This is a genomic window from Nonomuraea sp. K271, from assembly GCF_009908215.1.
Taxonomy (GTDB): Bacteria; Actinomycetota; Actinomycetes; order Streptosporangiales; family Streptosporangiaceae; genus Nonomuraea; species Nonomuraea longispora.
Map to the genome: position 1 here is coordinate 1 of NZ_JAAAHR010000086.1, position 22,101 is coordinate 22,101.

A 22,101-nucleotide genomic window follows, 5' to 3' on the forward strand; every position below is an offset into this window, starting at 1 on the left:
GAGCATCTCGCGGCGATCCGCGCGGCCTGGGCCGACGAGCGCGACTACCGCGCCGGCGACATCCCGATCTGGGTCGGCGGCAACAGCGACGCGGCCCTGCGCAGGGCGGCCCGGTTCGGCGAGGCCTGGCACCCGCTCAGGAACACCATGTCCTACCTGCGCGAGACATGGCCGCGGCTGAAAGACCTCGCGGCCGAGCACGGGCGGCCCACTCCCGACCTGGCGCCCAGGATTCTGCTGCGGATCACCACCTCGCCCGTCACGGGCCCCGACCGGCTCGCGGGCGAGGGCACGATCGACCAGGTCGCCGACGACCTCGAGCAACTGCGTCTGCTCGGCGCGGAAAGCGTCCTGCTCGACCCCTTCTCCGGGGACCCCGGCGAGACGCTCCGCCCGGAGGCGGCCTGGGAGATGATCGCGGCGGTGGCCGCCCGCAGGACCGCCCGCTGATAGCGTTTATGGCGTAAAGAGTTCTTTCCGCGTGGGGAGTTCCGCGTTGGTCGTCTTCGCCGGGCAGGGTGACGCGCGCCGTTCGATGGCACTGCTGTGGCGCACGGGAGAGCCGGGCGAGGTGCGGCCCGGCCCCAAGCCCGGGCTGAGCGTCGACACGATCGTCGACGCCGCCATCGCCGTGGCCGACAGCGAGGGCATGGCGGCGCTGTCCATGCGCAGGGTGGGTGAGCGGCTCGGCCGCACCGGGATGGCCCTCTACACGTATGTGCCGAGCAAGAGCGAACTGGTCGACCTGATGTACGACCGGGTGCTGGCGGAGCTGCCCGCCGAGCACGACCTGGGCGGCGGGTGGCGGCCGGCGGTCACGTCGTGGGCCGAGCACGTGCTGGCGTTCTACCTGCGGCATCCGTGGGTGCTGCAGGTGTCGCAGGCGCGGCCGGTGCTGGGGCCGAACGAGTTCGCGATGCTGGACGGCCTGGTCCGGATCCTGCGCGAGACCGGCCTCGGGCCGCGGCGGTTGCGGGGCGTCGTGGCGCTGCTGTCCGACTTCGTACGAGGTGCGGCGCGCACGGTCTCCGAGTCGCGGTTGGCGCCGTCGGCGACCGGGGTGTCCGACGAGGAGTGGTGGCGGGCGCGTTCGTCGCTGCTCGAGGAGGTGGCGCCCGGTTTCGCCGCCAGCTACCCCATGGTGACGTGGGTGGAGTCGGAGGACGACGAGCCCGCGACGGACGAGCCCTACCTGGAGCGCCGGGTCGGCGAGACGTTCGCCGTCGGCCTGGCCGTGCTCCTCGACGGCATCGAGGCGGCCGTGAAGTCCGGCTGACCGTCAGCGCGGTGCGGCGGGGTCATCGCGGCCGGAGCGCCGCTCGGACAGCTCGTCGAGGTCGCGTACGAACCAGAGGTGCTCGCCCCGGTTCGACTCGGTCACCCAGGCCTCCAGCGCCGAGCCGGGCGTGACGTGCCGGGAGACGTCGCCGACCACCGCGAGGCCGATCCGGTAGTTGACGAACTTCTGCGCGAACTCGCCCGCGACCCCGCTGCGGAGGACGAAGAAGTCGTCGTGCAGGCGTTCCACGGGGACGGCGACCCAGGTGGCGCGGCGTCCCCAGGCCTCGCCGATCAGGTCGAGGGCGTCGCGGGCCTCGCGCAGGGGCTCGCCGTCCGGGTCGCAGACGTAAAGGTCGGGCATGGTGGTCTTCCTCCAGATGGGACCGGCACGGTCAGTCGCGCACGAGGGCGTCGACGATCCGCAGCACCTGGGCGGTCTCCTCGAGCCGGCCCAGAATGATGATCTTCAGGTGGGAGCGTTCCTCGTCGTGGACGAACTCCGCGCGCAGCCCGCGCGGCCCGCCGGACAGGGCCCCCAGGACCATCGTGCTGACGCGGTCCATGTCGCTCCTGGCGATGCCGTCGATCTGCACGATGCTCGACACCTCGGCGCGCCGGGCGGGGGCCGGCGCGCCGAGCGGCAGGCCGGTGAACGCCTCCAGATCCTCCTTGGCGATGCGATAGCGCTTGCCGACCCGCACGGCGGGCAGCCGTCCGTCACGCACGTAGTTACGCACGGTCTTGACGTGCAGCCCCAGCCGGGCCGCTACCTGCTCCACGGTGAAATGCTCCATAACACTCCCCATTATGGGGTAGGTCAGGGAGTGATAGGGACATTCAGCGGGGCTCAAGGTCGCGCAGAGCCGGAACGGCGGCGGCCAGCCTGGCCAGCTTGGCGGCGCTCCAGGGACCGGTCGTCACGACGATCATGTGGTCAATGCCGAGCTCGGCCGCGGCGGCGCACCGCCGGACGAAGGCGTCCGCGGACTCCCCGTCCTCGAAACGGGTGCCCATCGTCTTCTCGATCTCCTCGTACGGCCGGCCGACGTCCGCGCAATGCCGGGCCAGGACGTCCAGCTTCCGCCTGACCAGCTCTCCACCGTCGGGAATGTCGAAGACATTGCACGCGTCGCCGTACTCGGCCACGAGCCGCAGAGTCTTGCGCTCCCCTGTGCCGCCGATCAGGATCGGCGGGCGGCGCACCGGGCGCGGGCTCGCGACAGGGCGCTTCAGCCGATAGTGGTTCCCTTCGAACGGGGATTCGTCACCGGTCCACATGCGGGCGGCGATGCGCAGGGTCTCCTCCAGGCGTTCGAAGCGCTCCTTCACCGGCGGCAGCGGCAGGTCGAGGGCCGCCGCCTCGGCCTCGTGGTAGCCGGCGCCCACACCGAGCCAGGCCCGGCCGCCGGTGAGGGCATCGAGCGTGGTGACGGCCTTGACGAGCAGGGCCGGCGGGCGGAAGGTCACGGCGCTCACCATGGCGCCGACGCGTACGCGCTCGGTCAGCGCGGCCACGAACCCGAGCGTCGTGTACGGCTCGTACATCTCGCTCTCGTGCGGGGCGGCGTGCGGGTCGGCCTGGAGGAGGTGGTCGGGCACCCACAGGGTGTCGAAGCCGCCGCCGTCGGCGGCGCGTGCCAGACGCGGCAACTCCTGGCGCAGGGCCGCCCGGCCAGGAGTAATTGGTCACGCTGAAGCTGAGCCGCATGACCGCATCGTCATTCCGCCGCGGGCGGCGGAATGACGGGGTTCTGCAGAGGCCCGAGATGGACGCTGGCGACGAGCCAGCGATCGGCCGGACGAACGGCGGCGAGCGTGAGCCGGAACCGGCCGGAGTTGTCCCAGTCCCCGGCGCGGGTGTCCTGCGCGTCCACGCCGACGACGACCGCCGCGGCCCCGTGCTCGTGCACCTGCGGGTCCTCGACCTTGAACGCGCTGTTCACCAGGCCGTTACCGAATCGGGCCAGCCACTGTTCCCGGGTCAGCACGAACCCGAGCGGGCCCACGCCCACGAAGTCGTCGGCGAGCAGCGAGTCGAGGAGGGTGGGATCGTTCGCCTCCTCCGCCGAGGCCCACCGGTGCACCAGGTCGAGCACGTCTCGCATGGCACTCATCGTTACCTCCATCATTTCGTAGGGTCACTTTGAAGATAGAGTAACTCTTCGTTTTTTGCTACGCTACCGCAAGGATGAAACGAGGTGCGATGGGGCTTCGGGAGCTCAAGAAGGAGCAGACGCGGCGGCTGCTCATGGAAACGGCCTGGCGGCTCTTCGCCGACCGAGGCTTCGACCAGGTACGGGTCACCGAGATCGCGCAGGAGGCGCAGGTCTCGGAGGCGACCGTCTTCAAGTACTTTCCGGCCAAGGAGGATCTGTTCTACTCCGGCCTCGATGATTTCGGCAGGCGGATGGTCGCGGCCGTCGCCGAGCGCCCTGCCGGGGAGGCGGCGCTCGACGCCTGCCGCCGCTTCCTTCTCGACGCGAACGACGGCCTGCTCGCCCAGATCGAGGACCACCGGGAGGCGCTCGACCGGCTGCGCACGGTCAATCGCGTCATCGCGAACAGCCCCACCCTGCGGGCACGCGAGGAGCAGTCCTTCGCCCACTGCACAACGGCTCTGGCCGAGGTGCTGGCCACAGAGGCGGGCGCCCCTCTCGGCGACCCGACCGCCGCTGCGGCGGCGCACGCTTTGGTCGGCGTGCACCGCACGCTGGTCGCCTGCGTACGTCGCCGGATCACCGCCGATGACGCCCCGCGGACGCTCCGCGCCGACCTGGAGGAGGCTTGCGCCCGTGCCTTCGCCGTCCTGGAGCGAGGGCTGAGCGACTACGCCGTCAAACCCGCCTGACGGCCGGCGCGCGGAGAGGTCCGTGCGCTCGCTTCTCATCGCCACGAGCATCGTCAACGGACGGATCGGCGCATCGACGCGATTCCGGCGACGAGCATGTCCAGTGCCGACTCGAAGAGAAGGCCGGGCTCAAAGGCCGGGCTCAAGGGACACCACGCGAAAGCCTCCGCGCAAGTGGGGACGTTCGTCACCGGAGGTCGCAGTCGGCAGCCGCCCCAGGGCCGGCAACCCGGGGTAGGCGCGATACCAGTCGCGCAGGCTTGCCTCCCGGTCTTCTGGATGCAGGTCCGGCACCGGGCCGATACACCGGGCTCGGCGGCTACGGCGCACATGGTCAGCTCGCCGGGTCCCGCGTCGGCGAGCCAGTGGTTCACGGCATGGTGGTGAGCGTTCTGTTCACCCTGGCGCTGCTGGTGGGTTTCCTGGTCAGCAAGGGTTTCCTGAACGACAACCCGCCGGCGGTTCAGGAGCGTTACGCCAAACCCAGGAGCGAGGGCGGCGGCGGGTCGCAGTTCTCCGGCCGCGGTACGCGGGCCACGCGCCGTACGCAGGTCAGGGTCGGGAGAAGACCGCGTCCAGTTCCGGGATGCGGGCCCGGTAGCCGGCGAGCAGGTCGCGGGCCACCGTCACCGAGTCGACCAGCGGGTGCAGCGCGAACGCCGCCGCCGCCAGCCGCGGCGACCCCGACAGGGCCGCCTCGATGGCCGTCTGCTCCACCGCCTTGACCTGCTGCACCAGGCCGAGGAAGCGGCCCGGGAGCGGACTGGTGGCCAGGGGCCGCACTCCCCCGCCGCCCACCGCGCACGGTATCTCCACGACCGCCTCCGCGGGCAGCCCGGCGACCGCGCCGCCGTTGCGCACGTTGAGGATCATGGTGGACGGTTCCGCGCGCGCGAGGGCGGCCATGAGGGCGAGGGCGATGCCTTCGTACCCGCCCGCCTCCAGATCGGCGGCGTCGCGTTCGCCGGCGGCGGTCACGCCGCGGGCCTCGGCCATGTACGACTCGTCGCGTTCCCTGCGCGCCCTCTCCCATGAGTCCAGGGCGTCCGCGGGCCGGGCGCGTACGGCCGCGTAGAAGTCGTCCTGCTGGCGCAGCAAGGTCTCGCCGCGGGTGCGGCCGGAGACGGCGGCGACCGACTCCCGGGTGAAGTAGTAGTAGTACAGGTATTCGTTGGGGATCGCGCCGAGCGCGCGCACCCAGTCGGCGCCGAGGACGCGGGCCTCTTCCACCTGCCGCAGTGCGGCGTCGTCGGCGAGGAGGCGGGGCAGCGCGTCCTCGCCCTGGTGGGTGAGCCCGCACAACCAGCCGAGGTGGTTGAGCCCGACATATCCGGGCGAGACGCGGGCCGGGTCGAGCCCGAGCGCGGCGGCGGCCCGGCGTACCAGCCCGATGGGCGAGTCGCAGATGCCGATGACGCGGTCGCCGAGCACCTGGCGCATGGCCTCGGTGATCATGCCGGCGGGGTTGGTGAAGTTGATGACCCAGGCTTCGGGGGCGAGGGCGGCCACCTGTTCGGCCACCCGCACCGCGACCGGGACGGTGCGCAGGCCGTAGGCGATGCCGCCGGGGCCGGTCGTCTCCTGCCCGAGCAGTCCCAGCTCCAGCGCCACGCGTTCGTCGGCGACGCGGCCCGCCAGCCCGCCGACGCGGATGGCGGAGAAGACGAAGTTCGCGTCGCGCAGCGCGGTGTCGAGGTCGGTGGTGACCCGCACCCGGGGCGGGTCGTCGTGCCGGGCGGCCATGGAGCGCAGCACGTGCCGCACGGCCTCCAGCCGCTCGGCGGACACGTCGTGGAGCACAATCTCCTCCACGCGCGGCTTGGCGGTGTCGCGCAGCAGCGCACCGTAGACGAGCGGGACCCTGAAGCCTCCGCCGCCGAGGACGGCCAGTCTCATCCGAACCCCTTACGTGAGAAGCACCTGGGCACCCGCCGCGGCGCAGGCGTCCAGCGTCGTCCTGTCGGCGCCCTCGTTCGTGACGATCACGTCGATGTCCTCGGGCCCGCACACCCGCAGGGCGCCGGTGCCGGGGAACTTGTGCCGGTCGACGAGCAGCACCACCTGCTCGGCCGCCGCGATCATGGCGCGCTTCAGCGGCACCTCGGCGAGCGTGGTGTCGACGAGCTGCCCGTCGGGCCGCACGCCGCTGGCCCCGAGGAACACCCGGTCGGCGACGACCTGGCTCAGCGCGGCCTCGGTGAGCACGCCGACCAGCGAGTGGTACGTCCTGCGCACCATGCCGCCGAGCAGCAGCAGCTCGACCGCGGTGTCGGAGCGGAGCGCGTCGAGCACGGCCAGGCTGGAGGTGACCACCGTGACGCGCCGGCCGCGCAGCCTGCGGGCCAGCCGCATCGTGGTGGTCCCGATGTCGAGCAGCAGCACCTCGCCGTCGGCGACGAGCTGCGCGCCCCGGGCGGCCACCGCCTCCTTGTCCTGCTCGTCGACCGCGGCCACCTCGGCGAAGGGACGGTCGTCGTCGGCGTCGGCGCTGGCCAGGGCTCCGCCGCGGACCCGTCTGAGCGTGCCGTCGCGGTCGAGCACCTCGAGGTCCCTGCGGATGGTGGACGGGCTCACGCCGAGCTGGCTGGCGAGATCGCGGACGCTGGTCGCGCCGGAGAGCCGGACCCTTCGCATGATCTCGGCATGCCGGAGGCGCTGAAGCACGGCGCGAGTGTATCAGTCAAAATCGAGCAGGAGTGAGCATGTTCGAGCAAAACCAATGGCAAAGCACTTGAAGTAGCCGAGCAAACGTGCAAGATTTCCCACAATCGGAGTGTCGAGGAGGCCCCATCCCCGTGTCTGCCCAGGCGTACGACCCTCTCGCCGATGAGCGCACCCCGGAGGGTCCGCAGTTCGACGTGTTCCTGGCGGGCACCGTCTTCCTCGACATCGTCTTCACGGGCCTGCCCGCCATGCCCGCCGCGGGGACGGAGATCTGGGCCGAGGGCATGGGTTCGTGCCCGGGCGGCATCGCCAACCTGGCCATCGCGACCAGCCGGCTGGGCCTGCGCACCTCGCTGGCCGCCGCCTTCGGCGACGACGACTACGGCGACTTCTGCTGGCGCACGCTGGAGGAGCAGGAGGCGGTCGACCTGTCCAGGTCGCGGCGCTTCGAGCACTGGCACTCGCCGGTGACGGTCTCCATGGCAGTCGACCGCGACCGCAGCATGGTGACGCACGGCCACCCCGCACCCATGGCGAGCTCCGAGATGATCGGCTCGCCGCCACCCTCGCGGGCCGTGATCGTGACGCTCTCCCCCGACGAGCCGCTCGGCTCGCCCGGCGGCCTGTGCAGCTGGGCCGAGCTGGCGCACCGCAACGGCTCCCTCATCTTCGCGGACGTGGGCTGGGACCCGTCGGGCTCCTGGCCGTCGTCCATGCTCGAGCAGTTGTCCTTCTGCCACGCGTTCATGCCCAACGCGATCGAGGCGATGGCCTACACCGGCGCCGACACCCCGCGCGACGCTCTCTACGCGATCGCCGACAAGGTGCCGCTCGCGGTGGTGACCGACGGCGCCAACGGCGCCATGGCCATCGACTCCATGACGGGCGAGGAGGCGTTCGTCCCGGCGCCGCGGGTGACGGCGCTCGACCCCACAGGCGCGGGCGACGTCTTCGGCGCCGGCCTGGTGCTGGGCACGCTGTGCCGCTGGCCGCTCGCCGACCGGCTGGCCTTCGCCGAGGTCTGCGCGGGGCTGGCGGTGCAGCAGTTCGGCGGCTCGCTGGCCGCGCCGGGCTGGGGCGACATCGCCGACTGGTGGCACGAGGTGCGTGCGGCCGCCGCCCACAGCGGCGCCTACGGCAGCTCGCTGGCCCGCCGCTACGCCTTCCTCGACCGGCTGGTGCCCACCGTCCCGGTGGGCGCGGTCCGCCGCGCGGCGGCCACCATCGCCCGCTACGCCGACGTGGGCATGCCGCCCGGGTCTGCCGGGACGCAGCCGCACCACAACCCCCACGAGGCGTCAGGCGAGCCCGGCGACGAGGGCCCTGCCACGTCTCGCGTGCCTGCGCAGAAGGAGTAACACCATGATCGCCCCGACGCGAGAAGGCCGGACCACGAGATCGCCGGGCTCCAGGACGCTCGCCGTGCTCGCCGCGGCGGCCCTGGCCCTCACGGCGTGCGCACCCGGCTCCTCCGCCCCGCCGGCGGCCACCCCCTCGCAGCCCGGCGCGTCGGCGGTCCGCACCGACGCCGCGACCCTCGGCGACGTCACCCTCACCGTCTGGGACCAGGAGGTACGCGGCGGTCAGGCGGCCCAGATGAAGCAGCTCAACGCCGCGTTCGAGGCGAAATACCCCAATATCAAGCTCAACCGGGTGTCCCGTTCCTTCGACGACCTCAACACCACCCTGCGCCTGGCGCTCAGCGGCAACGAGCCGCCCGACGTGGTGGAGGCCAACAACGGCCGCTCGGCGATGGGCGCGTTCGTCAAGGCGGGGCAGCTGCTGCCGCTCGACGCCTACGCCGAGGCGTACGGGTGGAAGGAGCGCTATCCGGAGTCGGTGCTGCGCTACTCGCGCTACAGCGCCGACGGCAAGGTGTTCGGCGACGGCAACCTGTACGGCCTGCCACAGGTCGGCGAGGTCGTCGGCATCTTCTACAACGCCGCCAAGCTGACCGAGCTCGGCCTCGAGCCGCCGAAGACCTGGGAGGAGTTCCAGGCCGCGCTGGCCAAGGCCAAGGCGGCCGGCGAGGTGCCGATGCAGCTGGGCAACCTCGACAAGTGGCCCGCCGTCCACGTGTTCGGCACCGTGCAGAGCCGCGACGTGCCCGCCGACCAGATCCGTACGCTGGCCTTCGGCCGCAAGGGCGCCTCGTGGAACACACCCGAGAACACCAAGGCCGCCCAGCAGCTCGTCGACTGGGTCGGCAAGGGCTACTTCAACAAGGGCTTCAACGGGCAGGGCTACGACCCGGCCTGGCAGGCGTTCGGCAAGGGCGAGGGCGTCTTCATGATCGCCGGCACGTGGCTCCTCGCCGACCTGCAGAAGAACCTCGGCGACGACGTCGGCTTCATCCTGCCGCCCGGCGCCACGGTAGGCGCGGCGCCCGTCGCGACCGGGGGCACCGGCCTGCCGTTCGCCATCACGGCCAAGAGCCCGCACCCGGACGCGGCGGCGGCGTACATCGACTTCATCACCAGCGCCGAGGCGATGAAGGTGCTCACCGATACCGGCAACCTGCCCGTCGCCGACACGGCCGCGCAGAAGGTGCCGGAGGGCCCGCAGCAGGACGTCTTCACCGCGTTCGGCACGGTGAGCGCGGAGAACGGGCTGGTCCCCTACCTCGACTACGCCACTCCGACGTTCGCCGACACGCTGGGCGCGGCGCTGCAGGACCTGCTGGCCGAGAAGGCGAGCCCGCAGGAGTTCCTCGCCACGCTGGAGAAGGACTACAAGACGTTCGCTGAGAGCAACGGGTGACCCAGCGTTCCGGTGCGGCGCGGCCCCCCGGGGAGCCGCGCCGCGTCGCCTACCTCTACCTGCTTCCGGCGTTCCTGGTCTACGCGGCGTTCCTGCTCTACCCGATCGGCCGCGCGGTCCACCTGTCGTTCTTCGACTGGGACGGGCTGTCGCTCGGCCGCTGGGCGGGCCTGGACAACTACGTGGCGATCGTCACCGACGAGGGACTGCGGGCCGCCTTCGGGCACGCCCTGGTGCTCATCGTGTTCTACGCGGTCGTGCCGCTGGCCGTCGGGCTGGCGCTGGCGGCCATCCTGCACCACGCCAAGGTGCGCGGGCTCGGGTTCTTCCGCACCGTGGTGTTCCTGCCGCAGGTGATCGCCATGGTCGTGGTGGCCGTCGCCTGGCGGCGCATCTACGCCCCAGACGGCACGCTGAACGCCCTGCTCGGCGCGCTGGGACTCGACTCGCTCACGCGGGGCTGGCTGGGCGACCACACGTTCGCGCTGCCCGCGGTCGGGGTGGTCGGCACGTGGTTCGAGACGGGGCTGGTGACGGTGCTGCTGCTGGCGGGGATGAGCCGCATTCCCGGCGAGCTGTACGAAGCGGCCCGGCTCGACGGCGCCGGGGCCGTCAAGGAGTTCTTCGCCGTCACGCTGCCGTCGGTGCGCGGGGAGATCGCGGTGGCGCTGACGCTGACCGTGATCGCCGCGCTGCGCACGTTCGACCTGGTGTACGTCACCACGCGCGGCGGCCCAGGCGACTCCACGTCGGTGCCGTCGTACGAGGTCTACCACCGGGCCTTCGGGCTCAGCCAGGTGGGTTCGGCGGCGGCCATCGGCGTGACGCTCACCATCGTGATCTTCGCCATCTCGTTCGGCATCAACCGGTTCGCGGACAGGAGCACCACGTGATCTCGCGAGGGGAGCGGGTGGCCAACTACGTCATCCTGTCGGCGTTCGCCGCGTTCGCGCTCTTCCCCATCGTGACGATCCTGTCGGCCGCGCTCGGCCCCGCCGACACCGGCGGGACGTCGGGGTTCGGCAACTTCGCCGCGGCGTGGGAGATCGGGCACTTCGGCACCTACCTGCGCAGCAGCCTACTGGTGTCGGGGTTCGTCGTGATCGTCAGCGTGGTGCTGTCGATCATGAGCGGGTACGCGTTCGGCACGATGCGCTTTCGCGGCCAGTCGGCGCTGTTCTACCTGTTCCTGCTCGGAATCATGATGCCGAGCGAGGCCATCGCGGTCCCGCTCTACTTCGACCTGCGCACGCTCGGCCTGATCGACACGTTCTGGTCGGTGACGTTGCCGCAGGTCGCGTTGTCGGTGGCGTTCGGCACGTTCTGGATGCGGGCGTACTTCCGCGCGAGCAACCGGGCGATCGTCGAGGCGGCGCGCATCGACGGCGCGTCGAGCTGGCGCATCCTGTGGCGGGTGCTGCTGCCGCCGGCCCGGCCCGCCGTCGTCACCCTGACCTTGCTGATCTTCATGTGGACCTGGAACGAGTTCCTCATCCCGCTGATCATGGTGACCAGCGAGTCGTTGCGGACCGCGCCGCTGGGCCTGGCCTTCTTCCAGGGCCAGTACACCTCAGGCTTCACCCTCCTCGCGGCCGGCTCGGTGATCGTGGCCACCCCTGTCGTGATCTTCTACCTGTTCCTCCAGCGCCATTTCGTCCGCGGGCTGCTCCAGGGGGCGGTCCGCGAGTAGTCATCCGGAGGTTCCATGCATGCAACAGCCGTGGGCCGGCTGGCCGTGACGGCCGCCGTCCTACTCGCTCTCCTGCCGGCCGCACCGGCCGGCGCGGCCGGTCCCGACTCCCCCGTGGACCTCGACGCGCTGTTCGTCGGCGCACACCCCGACGACGAGGCCTTCAGCCTGTCGACGCTCGGGCAGTGGAACGAGGACCACGGCGTGCGCACCGGCGTCGTCACCGTGACCAGGGGCGAGGGCGGCGGCAACGCGGTCGGGCCCGAGGAGGGCCCGGCGCTCGGCCTGCTGCGCGAGGCGGAGGAGCGTACGGCCGTGGGCAAGGCGGGGGTGCGCGAGGTGTTCAACCTCGACGACGTCGACTTCTACTACACGGTGAGTGCCCCGCTGACCGACCAGGTGTGGGGCGGCGACACGTTGGAGAAGGTCGTCAGGGTCGTCCGCACGACCAGGCCGGAGATCCTGCTGACCATGGACCCGGCCCCTACGCCCGGCAACCACGGCAACCACCAGCTGGCCGCGCGGCTGGCCATCGAGGCGTTCTACGCGGCGGCCGACCCGAAGGCGTTCCCCCACCAGATCAGCCGGGAGGGGCTGCGGCCCTTCGCACCCGCCCGACTGCTGACCGGCGGCGGGCGCGGCACCTCCAGGAACGGCCCCGACTGCGCCTCCACGTTCCGCCCCGACAACCCTGCGCAGAACGTCTACGGCGTGTGGAGCGGGCGCGCCTCCGCCGCACGGGGCGCCACCTGGGCCGCCGTCGAGCGTGAGGCGCAGCGCATGTACGCCTCCCAGGGCTGGGCCGGCTTCCCCGACGTGCCGACCGACCCCGCTCAGCTCGGATGCGACTTCTTCACGCAGGTGGACGCCCGGGTGCCGTTCCCCGAGCCGGGCACCGACGCCGCGGCGGCCCCCACGGCCGTCCTCGACGGCTCGCTGACCAGGGCGAAGGACGCCGTACCGCTCGGCACGCTGTTCGCCCTGCGCTCGGAGACGTTCGACGTGCGCCCGGGGACCGCGTTCACGGTCGAGGTCACCGCGACCGCTCCTCCGCGCACGGCGCTGGGCCGCTCGTCCGTGGCGCTGCGCGTGCCGGACGGCTGGCAGGTCAGCGGGTCCGGCGACCTCGGCAGGATCGGCGCCGGCCGCACCGGCGACGCGACGTTCACGGTGACGCCTCCCTCTGGGAACGCGGGGGGCGCGGGCGAGCGCGCCCGTCTCGCGGCCACGCTGAGCACCGAGCGGGGCCGCGGCTACACCGACCGCCAGGTCGAGCTCAGCCCGTCCGTACGCGGTGAGCAGCAGCCGCTCCCCCAGGTCGCCCAGTTCCGCACCTGGGTGGAGGAGGTGGGCGTGCCGCAGCTGCGCGGCCTGGTCACCCCGGTCCTCACGCTGCCGTCGGGCGGGTCCCGGCAGATCGGCGTCGTGGTCACGAACGTGAGCGAGGACACCCGGTCGGGCACCGTACGCCTCGGCCTGCCCGACGGCTTCACCGCCGACCGCGCCGAGGCCGCCTTCGACGACCTGGCGGCGGGCGAGTCGGCGACCGTGCCGTTCACCGTCACCAACTCCGACCCGTCGCTGAAGACCTCGAACGAGGGCGGCGACTACGCCTACACCATCACCACCACGAGCGGGGACGGCTCCAGCACGAGCAGGCCGGCGCTGGAGCTCGTGCCCGCGGCCACCGTCCCGCAGGCCGGTTCCGCGCCGGACGTCGACGGCGCCGAGGGCCACGGCGAGTACTCCGGCGCCGCCCTCGACGTCTCCCGCCTGTGGGAGGGCGACGCCTGCTCCTCGGCCGCCGACTGCTCGGGCACGGCCAAGGCGGCCTGGCGCGACGACACGCTGTACCTGCTGGTGCACGTGAAGGACGACGTGCTCGGCACGCGGCTGCCCGCCTCCGACTGCAAGCGGCACTGGCGCACCGACGCGGTGGAGATCACCCTGGACCCGCGGGGCACCTCGGAGAACACTTCCACGACGTTCAAGGCCGCGGTGCTGCCGGTGACCGCCGAGGGCCCGCCGTGTTTCCTGCGGGACGCCGACAACCGCCAGGGTCCCGGTGAGGAGACCGCTCCCGGCATGCGGGCGGCCTCGGCGGTGTCCGAGGGCGCGTACACGGTGGAGATGTCCATCCCGATGGAGGTGCTGCCCGCCGCCGTCGACCCGGAGCGCCTCGGGCTCAACATCCTGGTGTACGACTCCGACACCCAGGACAAGACCGGCCAGACCCGGATCGGGTGGTCGACGTGGGGCGGCGTGCAGGGCGACCCGTACCGGTGGGGCGTGGCGACGCTGCCCGGGTACGAGCCGCCGGCGGACCGGCCGACCACGCCCGCCGACCCGGTGATCCCCGACACGGCCCTGTCCAGCCTCGACTCGCCGCAGTCGCTGGAGCAGGCGGTACGCGTGCACGTGCCGCTGGCCGGCGGCCCCGCGGCCAGGCCGTCGCGCGGCGGCCAGGTCGTCTCCGCGGCGCGCGCGGAGGGCGCGGTGAAGGTGCGGCTGCGGGCGCGGGCGGCGGGCAAGGCGCACCTGTTCGTCCGCGACGGCCAGGGGACGGCGGGCGGCCGCGTCGTCACCGTGCCCCAACAGGGGACGACGACCGTGACGGTGAAACCGGACCGGGCCCTGGGCCCCGGTGCCAAGGTCGTGGCCGGGTGGGAGGCCTCCGGCGACGGGACGGCCGTCTCACAGGTGAGCGTGCGCTGACGTAAGGCAGCGGACCGCGCCCCGCCCCGGGTGTGTCACCCCGGGGCGGGCTCGCGGACCACGTCGTAGCGCAACCAGAGCATCCCGTCGCCGCCGACGTGGGCGAAGAGCAGCCGCAGCCGGGTCGGGACCTCCCCGTCGGCGAGTTCCGGGCCGTCGAAGAGCGTCGGCGTGCCCAGCCCGCCGATGGCCGCGGGGATGACGAGCAACTGGATCTCGTCGACGAGGCCGGCCCGCAGCAGCGCGCCGTTGAGGCCGCCCCCCGCCGTCGAGACGACACAGGTGACCCCGAGTTTCTCCCGCATGCGCCGCAGGGCGGCGGCGAGGTCGACACGTTCGCCGCCGGCGACCAGGTAGGGGATCCGCTCCCGGCGCAGATAGGCCAGATAGGGCGCGGGCGTGGCACGGGCCACCAGCACCAGCAGGTCGTATTCGCCGTTGCGCTTCATGGACCACCGCACCCGGCCGCGGCTGTCGACGACCGTGAACCACATCTCGTGCCCTGGCCGCTCGGCGACCTCCTCGGGCAGGAAGTCCGTGTGGAGCGCGTCCACCGGCTCGGCGAACTCCTCGGGCAGGCCGGTCAGCGGCCCGGCGGAGTCGGTGACGAGCGATCCGCTCCCCTCCAGGACCGCCTGCGGCCCATGCAGGCCTGCCAGCAGCGACGAACGCGCGTCCTCCGCCGCCTGCGCCCCCTCCGGCTGCATGGACCGCCAGATCCTGTCGGCGCTGTCGTCCATCAGCAGGCGGTCGCGACGGAGTGTCACGCGCCCGTCGACCGACGTCGACACGGAGACCACGACGCGTGGCCGGGGTGTCTCGTCCATGACGGCCCGCTCCTCTTGCCCGGGGACGTGCGGTCTCCTTCCTATCGAGTGGCACCGACAGTTTCGCGTGGGTCATCGAAACCGTGGCGTGCGCCGGCGGGGCTCAGTACGTTGACCGGATGGATCTTGACGATTTCGAGCCGCCCGCCCCGGGGTTCTTCGATCTTCACGCCGACGTGCTCGCCACGCTCCCTCCCGTGCGTCTCGCCGGCCTGCGTGAGCTGGCCGCGGGCGCGAGACGGAGTCCCGGGCTGCGGCGGGCGGCCGAATACGCCAGAAGCGCCCAGGATCTCGGGTACGACCCGGACGACCTCCCGCCCCCGGACATCTCCGAGGAGGAGGGCAAGATGTTCACGCTCGCCGCCGATGCCGGCTTCCTGGAGGTCGAAGAGGGCTTCTTCGCGACGCCACGCGGTGTCACCTGGCCGGACGTCTCCGATGCCGAGGCGGCCGAGACGTGGGCCGCGGGCATGTACGGCGTCCTCGTCGGGAACGTCACCGACCAAATACCGATCGAGCCTCTCGACGACGAGCTTCTCGATCAGGACCCCGACGGCGAGGACGCCCTGCCCAACTTCAACGACGCGTTCCACGACCTCGTCCCCGCGTTGCTGGTCACGCTGCTCCGGACGCCGGGCGGCGTGCCCGTCAGCGAGCTGCGCCGGGCCGCCGCGGAGCATACCGGGCAAATCTCCTGGGACACCGTCGCGACTCACCAAGGCGACCCGCTCGCCTCGACACTGGAGCCCCTCGCCGAGTACGGCGTCGTCGTGGTCGAGGACGACGCGGTGCGGCTGACGCCCCTCGGACTCCACGGCACGGTGTTCCACATCCGGGAAGAGGGTCACACAGTAGGATTCTCGAACACGGCCGGCTGACGGGCCGGCCGCGGTCCCCGTCCCGGATGCCGCGTGCTGGGCAGCAGAGGTGACCGGCGTGGTCCGCCGAGGGTTGGGAGAATCATGGTCCGTACACCCGAAACCACCATCGACCCGCGCTACAGCAGCGACAACGCCGAGGCGATCCCGTGGCAGGACGCCGTCGCCGCCCTCGGGAACGCGGAGCTGTTCTGGGTGTCCACCATCCGGCCCGACGGGCGGCCGCACGTCACGCCGGTCGTCGGGGTCTGGCTGGACGACGCCTTCTACTTCTCCACCGGGCCGGAGGAGCAGAAGGCGAAGAACCTCGCGGCCGGCCCGCACTGCGCGGTGACCACGGGGTGCAACCGGTGGAACGAGGGCCTCGACATCGTCCTGCACGGCGACGCCGTCCCGGTGCGCGACGTGCAGGTGCTGCGCCGGGTGGCCGACGCCCACACCGCCAAGTACGGCAGCGCCTGGGCCGCCGAGGTCGGCGACGACGGCGTCTTCCGCATGCACGGGCACGAACCGCTGGTGTACGAGGTCGTGCCGGCACAGGCACTGGGGTTCGGCAAGACGGAGGGATTCAGCCACACCCGGTGGGACTTCACCGCCGAGCCCGCCTGACCGGCGGCCCGGTACGACGCCCCGGACCTCACGCGCGGACCCAGCGGTGGTAGGCGTCCAGGTCGACGTTGCCGCCGCAGACGATGGTGGCCACGTGGCGCCCGGCGAAGCGGTCACGGTCCTCCAGGACGGCGGCGACGCCGAGGGCGGCGGAGGGTTCGGCGACGAGCCCGGCGTGCTCCAGGAGCATCCGCATGCCCGCGACGATCGACGACTCCCGCACCAGGACGGCGTCGTCGGCCACCTGGAGAAGGTCGTCCAGGGCCGCGGGGACGGGGTGGCGGCCGGCGACCCCGTCGGCGATGGTGTCGGCGGCGTCGGTGGTGACGACCCGGCGCTCGTGAAAGGAACGGGTCATCGCGGGCGCCCCGAGGGGCTGTACACAGATCACCTCGACCGCGGGAAGCAGGCTCTTCAGAACGTGACCCACGCCGATGGCCATCGCGCCTCCGCCCAAGGCGATCAGGACGGCGTCGAACGCGGCGGTCCCGCTCGCCAGCTCCAGCCCGATGGTGGCCGCGCCCTCGCAGGTCTCGATGTCCAGGCTGTCCTCCACCAGGCGCACGCCGCGCCGCCGCGCGATGCTCACCGCCAACTCACGGGCCGCCTCGAAGTCGCCGTCCACCAGCTCCAGCTCGGCGCCAAGCGCACGCATGCCGGCGAGCTTGGCGGCGGGCGCGGAGCGCGACGCCACGACCGTCACATCGAGGCCATGGCGGCGTCCGGACCAGGCGAGCGCCTGGCCCAGGTTGCCGGCGCTGGCGCACACCGCGGCCGTGCGGCCCTGGCCGGTCAGCCCGCTCACGACCAGTTCGGCGCCTCGCCCCTTGAAGCTGCGCACCGGGTTGGCCGTCTCCAGCTTGACGCTCACCGCGCAGCCGAGCCGGCGTCCCAGCGCGTCGCACTCGTACAGCGGGCTGTCGAGGAACCGCGGGTCGATCACGTGGCGAGCCGCGCGGATCCGGTCGAGGTCGAGGCGGGTGTGGGGCACGGCAAGATCCATAGGTTCCATCGTGCACCACGTACGGGCTGGACAAGGCAGACAATCATGGTCGTGCTGCGCCAATAGCCTGTCGGCATGGATGTCGACACCCGGTTGTTGCGCTACTTCGCTGTCGTGGCGGAGGAGGGAAGCCTCACCCGTGCCGCCGAGCGGCTGTACGTGTCCCAGCCGGCGCTGACCAAGCAGATCAAGCAGCTTGAGGCCCGGCTCGGAGTGTCGTTGTTCACCCGGTCCCGCAACGGCATGGCCCTCACCGCACCAGGCCGGTCGCTGGCCGAGCACGTGCCCGCGCTGCTGGCCGGGCTGGACCAGGCACTGCGCGCGGCCAAGAGCGCGTCCGCCCAGGCCGCCCGCGTGCTGCGGGTCGGCTTCCTGGCCAGCGCGGCGAACGAAGCCACCCCGCGCATCGTCGCCGAGTTCGCCCGCCTGCGGCCCGGCTGGCGAGCCGACCTGCGGCAGGCCTCCTGGGCGAACCCGACCGCCGGACTGGCCGACGGCGACGTCGATGCCGCCCTGCTGCGGCTTCCGTTCCCCGGCCAGGAGAGTTTCCGGGTGGAAGAGTTGTTCTCCGAGCCCCGCTGGATCGCGCTGCCCGCCGAGCACCCCATGGCCGCACGCGAGGAGATTCCCTTCCGTGACCTGTGGGATGAGCCGTTCGTGGCCGCCCCGGAGGAAACCGGACGGTGGCGCGACTTCTGGCTGGGCGTCGACGAGAGGGAGGGCCGCCCCGCCCGTATCGGGGCCGTCACCGACCAGCCGGACGAATGGCTCAGCGCCATCGCCAACGGTTACGGCATCGCGCTCGCTCCCGAGTCCGCCGCTCGCTTTTACGCCCGCCCCGGCATCACCTATCGGCCGGTGACCGGCGTCGGTCCCACGCGGGTCGGCGTCGCGTGGGCTCCCGCCGACGACGCCAACCCCCTGGTCCAGGACTTCGTACGCTGCTGCACGAACGTCGGCTGACGCGGTGGTGGTGTTCCCCGATTCTACATTCCGGCGGCCTTTGCAAAGTAAGTTCCGACGTGGGCTCCCCCGGAAACGAATACGGTGCCGCGCCTGCGCCGAGGGCTCGTCGGCAGCGCGCGTAGCCTTCAGAAGTCGCCCGCACGGATGCCCGCACTCGTGTGCGCGCTGGGAGTCTCGGCAGTTCAGGCCCCTGTGGTTGCCTGCCCGGGATGGATGTCGATGTGGCGCTTGTCGTAGGCGGTGCGGCGGTCCAGCTCGAACAGGCTGGTGCGTGTTCAGGTGACGTCGCGGCGCAGAGTGACCAGCCGGGCCGCGAGGACGGTTGCGGCGACGTAGGCGGCAAACAGCAGTCCCCCGGCCCAGGCCGGTAGGAGCGCTCCGGCCTGCATGTGCATGCCGCTCAGCGCGCGGGCCGCGCCCGTCGGCAGCCAGCGCCCGATGTCCGGCGCCAGCGACGAGAGCAGGTAGTCCCCGTACATGAACCACAGGAGGGCCACGACCAGCGCCACCACCTGGTTGCGGATGAGCGCGCCGAGCCCCACGCCCAGCAGCGCGTACGCTGTCGTGCTGAGCACCGCGCCGAGCAGGACGAGCGGGACGCCGGGGGTCAGCACCGGCAGCCCGCGCGCGGCAAGTAGCGCCGCTCCCGACGCCAGCGTGGTCAGTGCCGACACGCATGCGACGGCCAGCCCGACGAGCCCCCATGCCACCAGCTTGGCGGTCACCACCCGGCTCCTGACAGGAGTGGTCAGGAATGTCCAGGTGATCGTCTGGTAGCGGTATTCGCCGGTCATCGCGAGCACCCCGAGGATCAGCGTGAACACGTATGCCTGCTGGGCCATGGCGTAGACGTTCTCTACCCGCGAGGCCGCAGGCAGTGCACTCAGGCCGTCGAAGACCAGGGCCTGCAGCGCCGCCCACAGCGCGCAGGCGATGGGCGCGATCACGGCGAGGGCCGGCCCGGTACGGCTTGCGCGTGCCTTGACCAGCTCGGCACGAACCAGCGGGTTGCGGATCATCGGGTCGCCTCCAGGTAGAGGTGTTCCAGGTCGGTGGAGTCGGGGGTGAGCTCCGCCTGCCGTACCAGCCGCCCGGCCGAGATGATCAGAGCGCGGTTGGCGATGCGCTCGATTTCGGCCAGCACGTGCGTGGACACCAGGACGGCCCGCCCTTCGTGCGCGTAGGCGCGCAGGAAGGAGCGCAGCCATGAGATCCCCTGGGGGTCCAGCCCGTTGGCGGGTTCGTCGAGGATGAGAATCTCCGGGTCGCCGAGCAGCGCGCTGGCGATCGCCAGCCGCTGGCGCATGCCGAGGGAGAAGCCGCCGATCTTGCGGTCGGCCGCACACGTGAGATCGACCTGGTCCAGGACCAGGTCCACGCGGGCCGGTGCCAGGCCGGCGGCCGTACGCAGCACGTCGAGGTGGGCGCGGGCGGACAGCCCGGGGTGGAAGGCGGTCGCCTCCAGCACCGCGCCGACCTTGGTGATCGGGCTGGCCAGCCGGATGTATGGCGTGCGCCCGATCATCGCCGTGCCCGCCGTGGGGGCGACCAGCCCGAGGATCATACGCAGGGTGGTCGTCTTCCCCGCGCCGTTGGGTCCGAGGAAGGCGGTGACCGCGCCCGGCTCGACGGTGAATGACACCTCGTCGACCGCGCGGACCGCGCCGAACGACTTGCTCAGGTTGGTGACGGTTATCGCTGTTGCCATGGTACGGAGCGTGGCTTGTGACGGGCGGGAGATTCATGGCCGCGTGGGTGGATATGACGCTCTCCACCTTGGGGTGGATGGCTCCGCCCGCGGGGTGTGGCTACCGTTGCCCGTGTGTCCCTCCTGCGGCGTCCTCTCGTCCGCGCGGTGTTCCGCGCCCTAGTGGTGTCGTACCTGCTGGTCGGGTCGGTGTCCGCCGTGGTGAACGCGTGGCCGAGGCTAGGCTGGGCCGTCGGAGTCGGGGTGCTTGTGCTCTCAGCGATCACCTTCGCTGTGTGCGTACGCGGTGCGGTGTTCCCCGGCCCCGGCCATCTGCTGCCGGTGGCCCTGGTGGGCGGCCTGGCGATGCACGCCGTGGCCCCCTACAGCGGCCTCTCCGCGCTGTATGTGGTCGTCTACGCCGCACCGTACCGCCTGTCGCTGAGGTGGGCGGCCGCGTTCGTGGCCGCTGACATCGGCGGGACAACCCTGGTATCTCTTCTGCTCCGTTTGCCCGTCCCGGAGACGTTCGGGACCACAATGGGGCTCTGCTACAGCGCGATCCTGGCCTTCCTGCTGCGCCAGCTCACGCTGAGCAGGGAACTGGCCGATTCGCGGGCCCGCGAATCGGCCCAGGCCGAGCGCGCCCACCTGGCCAGGGAGATCCACGACATCCTGGCCCATGCCCAGTCCGCGCAGATCGTCCACCTGGAGGGGGCGCGGCTGTTACTGGAGCGCGGCGACGTGCCCACCGCGCTGGATCGGGTCAACCGCGCCGTACGGCTGGCCCGTAGCGGCCTGGAGGAGACCAAGCGGGCCTTGGACGCGCTGCGCGGCCAGGACATACGGCTGTTGGAGCTCCTGGAGCGGCTGGCCGTGGAGCACCGGTCGGCCGGCGGCGCGCTGTGTGAGGTGGAGGTCGGCGGCGACGTCTCCGCCTTGCCCGCCGGCGCCCGCTTGGCGGTGGCCCGCACCGCGCAGGAGGCGCTGACCAACGTGCGCAAACACGCGCCCGGCGCGGCGGTCACGGTCACGTTGCGCAACGTAGGCGGCTGGTGTGAGCTGAAGGTCCGCGACGACGGCGGCGCGGCGCCGGTGCAGGACGGCGCCGGTTACGGCCTGGTCGGCATGCGGGAACGCGCCGAGCTGCTCGGTGGCTCGCTCACGGCCGGCCCGGAGGGCGACGGCTTCCGTGTCCTGCTGCGACTGCCTGCGGGGGCGGCGTCGTGACCGTGCGGGTGCTCGTGGCCGACGACCAGACAGTGGTCAGGGAAGGCTTGGTGCTGCTGCTCGCCTTGCTGCCCGATGTGGAGGTCGCGGGCACGGCCGCCGACGGCGAGCAGGCGGTACGGTTGGCCGCTTCGGAGATCCCCGACGTGGTGCTGATGGACCTGCGGATGCCCAGGATGGACGGAGTGGAGGCGACCCGCAGGATCCGCGCCTCCCATCCCGGCATCCAGGTGGTGGTGCTGACGACCTACTCCGACGACGAATCGGTGTTCGCCGCGCTGCGCGCCGGGGCACGCGGCTACCTGACCAAGGACACCGACGCCGAGACCCTGGCCAGGGCCATCGCCACCGTGTCCGGTGGGCAGGCGCACTTCGATCCCGAGGTGCAACGGCGGCTGGCCGAGGAGGTCGCCGGACGGGCCCACCGATCCAGCAATTCCCCCGACGGCCTGACTCCGCGCGAGGCCGAGGTACTGCGGCTGATCGCGGCGGGCAGGTCGAACGCGCAGATCGCCGGTGAGCTGTTCATCTCGGCGGCCACCGTCAAGACACACATCAACAACCTGTTCGCCAAGGCGGGCCTGCGAGACCGCGCCCAGGCCGTTACCTATGCCTACCGTCACGGTCTGGGAGAGTGAGCTCAACGTCCGATAATGGTTGCCGTCCTCGCGTATACAGGCGACGTTGCAGCATTGAGCTCCGGGTTGTCCATCACCGCGCCGAACGCGTGCAGCAGCACGTAGCCGAGTTCGCCGCCCTCGTGGATCGAGCCCGGGGTCGGCACCGACGGGTGGCTGGGGATTCCCCCCGGGTGCGGAGAACTGGCGGAACAGCGAGCCCCGGTCCGGGCGGTACCTCGGCCGCTGTTGCCGACGAACCGGTCCGGGAGCGACTCACAGGCCGAGGCCGTTGATGACGGCGGCGCCGTACAGCCTTCGCCTGT

The 22,101-nt window shown here is 71.9% G+C and carries 23 protein-coding genes and 1 pseudogene; 13 read left to right on the top strand and 11 right to left on the bottom strand.

From position 1 onward, the window contains the following. Together GUY59_RS26580 and GUY59_RS26585 are read left to right on the top strand one after the other, a co-directional pair. The coding region (locus tag GUY59_RS26580) for an LLM class flavin-dependent oxidoreductase (RefSeq protein WP_161714714.1) at positions 1–450 on the top strand (450 nt) is incomplete at its 5' end. A gap of 46 nt (positions 451–496) precedes the next feature. After that, entirely contained in the window at positions 497–1,276 is a 780-nt protein-coding gene (locus tag GUY59_RS26585) for a TetR/AcrR family transcriptional regulator (RefSeq protein WP_138200121.1), read from the top strand. A gap of 3 nt (positions 1,277–1,279) precedes the next feature. Here GUY59_RS26585 and GUY59_RS26590 read toward each other — a convergent pair whose 3' ends face one another. The 4 genes from GUY59_RS26590 to GUY59_RS26605 form a co-directional block, all read right to left on the bottom strand. Further along, positions 1,280–1,642 carry a DUF4180 domain-containing protein gene (locus tag GUY59_RS26590; protein ID WP_138200109.1) on the bottom strand — a complete coding sequence of 121 codons (363 nt, stop codon included), beginning with the start codon at positions 1,640–1,642 and terminating at the stop codon, positions 1,280–1,282. Between the two features lie 31 nt (positions 1,643–1,673). Then, the gene (locus GUY59_RS26595; RefSeq protein WP_138200108.1) at positions 1,674–2,075 is read right to left on the bottom strand and encodes a helix-turn-helix domain-containing protein; all 402 of its coding nucleotides are present in this window, start codon (positions 2,073–2,075) and stop codon (positions 1,674–1,676) included. A 43-nt stretch (positions 2,076–2,118) separates the two neighbouring features. Next, positions 2,119–2,931 carry a TIGR03560 family F420-dependent LLM class oxidoreductase gene (locus GUY59_RS26600; protein ID WP_201761358.1) on the bottom strand — a complete coding sequence of 271 codons (813 nt, stop codon included), beginning with the start codon at positions 2,929–2,931 and terminating at the stop codon, positions 2,119–2,121. A 68-nt stretch (positions 2,932–2,999) separates the two neighbouring features. Next, a complete protein-coding gene (locus GUY59_RS26605; RefSeq protein WP_138200107.1) occupies positions 3,000–3,395 on the bottom strand; it encodes a nuclear transport factor 2 family protein in 396 nt (131 codons plus the stop codon). 89 nt (positions 3,396–3,484) lie between these two features. Here GUY59_RS26605 and GUY59_RS26610 point away from each other — a divergent pair, with 89 nt between their 5' ends. After that, complete coding sequence (locus GUY59_RS26610; RefSeq protein ID WP_138200106.1) at positions 3,485–4,129, top strand: TetR/AcrR family transcriptional regulator; 645 nt, start codon at positions 3,485–3,487, stop codon at positions 4,127–4,129. Between the two features lie 552 nt (positions 4,130–4,681). Here GUY59_RS26610 and GUY59_RS26615 read toward each other — a convergent pair. Further along, entirely contained in the window at positions 4,682–6,025 is a 1,344-nt protein-coding gene (locus GUY59_RS26615) for a 6-phospho-beta-glucosidase (protein ID WP_138200105.1), read from the bottom strand. A gap of 9 nt (positions 6,026–6,034) precedes the next feature. Beyond that, on the bottom strand, positions 6,035–6,793 hold the full coding sequence (locus GUY59_RS26620; protein ID WP_132331509.1) for a DeoR/GlpR family DNA-binding transcription regulator: 759 nt from the start codon (positions 6,791–6,793) through the stop codon (positions 6,035–6,037). A gap of 131 nt (positions 6,794–6,924) precedes the next feature. Here GUY59_RS26620 and GUY59_RS26625 point away from each other — a divergent pair, with 131 nt between their 5' ends. The 5 genes from GUY59_RS26625 to GUY59_RS26645 are packed head-to-tail and all read left to right on the top strand — an operon-like array spanning position 6,925 to position 13,958. Further along, complete coding sequence (locus GUY59_RS26625) at positions 6,925–8,151, top strand: PfkB family carbohydrate kinase (RefSeq protein WP_138200104.1); 1,227 nt, start codon at positions 6,925–6,927, stop codon at positions 8,149–8,151. A gap of 4 nt (positions 8,152–8,155) precedes the next feature. Further along, positions 8,156–9,553 carry an extracellular solute-binding protein gene (locus GUY59_RS26630; protein WP_138200103.1) on the top strand — a complete coding sequence of 466 codons (1,398 nt, stop codon included), beginning with the start codon at positions 8,156–8,158 and terminating at the stop codon, positions 9,551–9,553. Next, on the top strand, positions 9,550–10,446 hold the full coding sequence (locus GUY59_RS26635; RefSeq protein ID WP_138200102.1) for a carbohydrate ABC transporter permease: 897 nt from the start codon (positions 9,550–9,552) through the stop codon (positions 10,444–10,446). The genes GUY59_RS26630 and GUY59_RS26635 overlap by 4 nt, the downstream gene beginning before the upstream one ends. Next, complete coding sequence (locus tag GUY59_RS26640; protein ID WP_132331517.1) at positions 10,443–11,243, top strand: carbohydrate ABC transporter permease; 801 nt, start codon at positions 10,443–10,445, stop codon at positions 11,241–11,243. Before GUY59_RS26635 ends, GUY59_RS26640 begins: the two co-directional genes overlap by 4 nt. Before the next feature lie 15 nt (positions 11,244–11,258). After that, positions 11,259–13,958 (top strand): sugar-binding protein, encoded by a 2,700-nt coding sequence (locus GUY59_RS26645; RefSeq protein ID WP_138200101.1) that lies wholly within the window; start codon positions 11,259–11,261, stop codon positions 13,956–13,958. A 35-nt stretch (positions 13,959–13,993) separates the two neighbouring features. Here the strand turns inward: GUY59_RS26645 and GUY59_RS26650 are convergent, their stop codons facing one another. Then, the gene (locus GUY59_RS26650; protein WP_138200100.1) at positions 13,994–14,785 is read right to left on the bottom strand and encodes a RibD family protein; all 792 of its coding nucleotides are present in this window, start codon (positions 14,783–14,785) and stop codon (positions 13,994–13,996) included. Positions 14,786–14,904: 119 nt separating this feature from the next. On the opposite strand from GUY59_RS26650, the gene GUY59_RS26655 reads away from it, so the two are divergent. Then, positions 14,905–15,663 (top strand): hypothetical protein, encoded by a 759-nt coding sequence (locus GUY59_RS26655; protein ID WP_138200099.1) that lies wholly within the window; start codon positions 14,905–14,907, stop codon positions 15,661–15,663. Positions 15,664–15,747: 84 nt separating this feature from the next. Next, positions 15,748–16,272, top strand: coding sequence for a pyridoxamine 5'-phosphate oxidase family protein (locus GUY59_RS26660; RefSeq protein WP_138200098.1), 525 nt, complete (start codon positions 15,748–15,750; stop codon positions 16,270–16,272). Between the two features lie 28 nt (positions 16,273–16,300). On the opposite strand, the gene GUY59_RS26665 is transcribed toward GUY59_RS26660, so the two are convergent. Next, positions 16,301–17,275 (bottom strand): threonine ammonia-lyase, encoded by a 975-nt coding sequence (locus GUY59_RS26665; protein ID WP_201761359.1) that lies wholly within the window; start codon positions 17,273–17,275, stop codon positions 16,301–16,303. A 75-nt stretch (positions 17,276–17,350) separates the two neighbouring features. On the opposite strand from GUY59_RS26665, the gene GUY59_RS26670 reads away from it, so the two are divergent. Next, entirely contained in the window at positions 17,351–18,238 is an 888-nt protein-coding gene (locus GUY59_RS26670; protein ID WP_138200097.1) for a LysR family transcriptional regulator, read from the top strand. 278 nt (positions 18,239–18,516) lie between these two features. On the opposite strand, the gene GUY59_RS26675 is transcribed toward GUY59_RS26670, so the two are convergent. Together GUY59_RS26675 and GUY59_RS26680 are read right to left on the bottom strand one after the other, a co-directional pair. Continuing rightward, positions 18,517–19,260 carry an ABC transporter permease gene (locus GUY59_RS26675; protein ID WP_138200096.1) on the bottom strand — a complete coding sequence of 248 codons (744 nt, stop codon included), beginning with the start codon at positions 19,258–19,260 and terminating at the stop codon, positions 18,517–18,519. Then, positions 19,257–19,949: an ABC transporter ATP-binding protein gene (locus tag GUY59_RS26680; protein ID WP_138200095.1), complete on the bottom strand. Its 693-nt coding sequence runs from the start codon at positions 19,947–19,949 to the stop codon at positions 19,257–19,259. Before GUY59_RS26680 ends, GUY59_RS26675 begins: the two co-directional genes overlap by 4 nt. Before the next feature lie 114 nt (positions 19,950–20,063). Between GUY59_RS26680 and GUY59_RS26685 the strand changes: the two genes are divergently transcribed. Both GUY59_RS26685 and GUY59_RS26690 read left to right on the top strand, forming a co-directional pair. Next, positions 20,064–21,158 (top strand): sensor histidine kinase, encoded by a 1,095-nt coding sequence (locus GUY59_RS26685; RefSeq protein WP_138200094.1) that lies wholly within the window; start codon positions 20,064–20,066, stop codon positions 21,156–21,158. Then, positions 21,155–21,796 carry a response regulator gene (locus GUY59_RS26690; protein WP_138200093.1) on the top strand — a complete coding sequence of 214 codons (642 nt, stop codon included), beginning with the start codon at positions 21,155–21,157 and terminating at the stop codon, positions 21,794–21,796. The genes GUY59_RS26685 and GUY59_RS26690 overlap by 4 nt, the downstream gene beginning before the upstream one ends. Positions 21,797–21,843: 47 nt before the next feature. Here GUY59_RS26690 and GUY59_RS26695 read toward each other — a convergent pair. Then, a pseudogene (locus GUY59_RS26695) lies at positions 21,844–21,991 on the bottom strand (hypothetical protein); the annotation flags it as partial. Positions 21,992–22,101 lie beyond the last annotated feature (110 nt).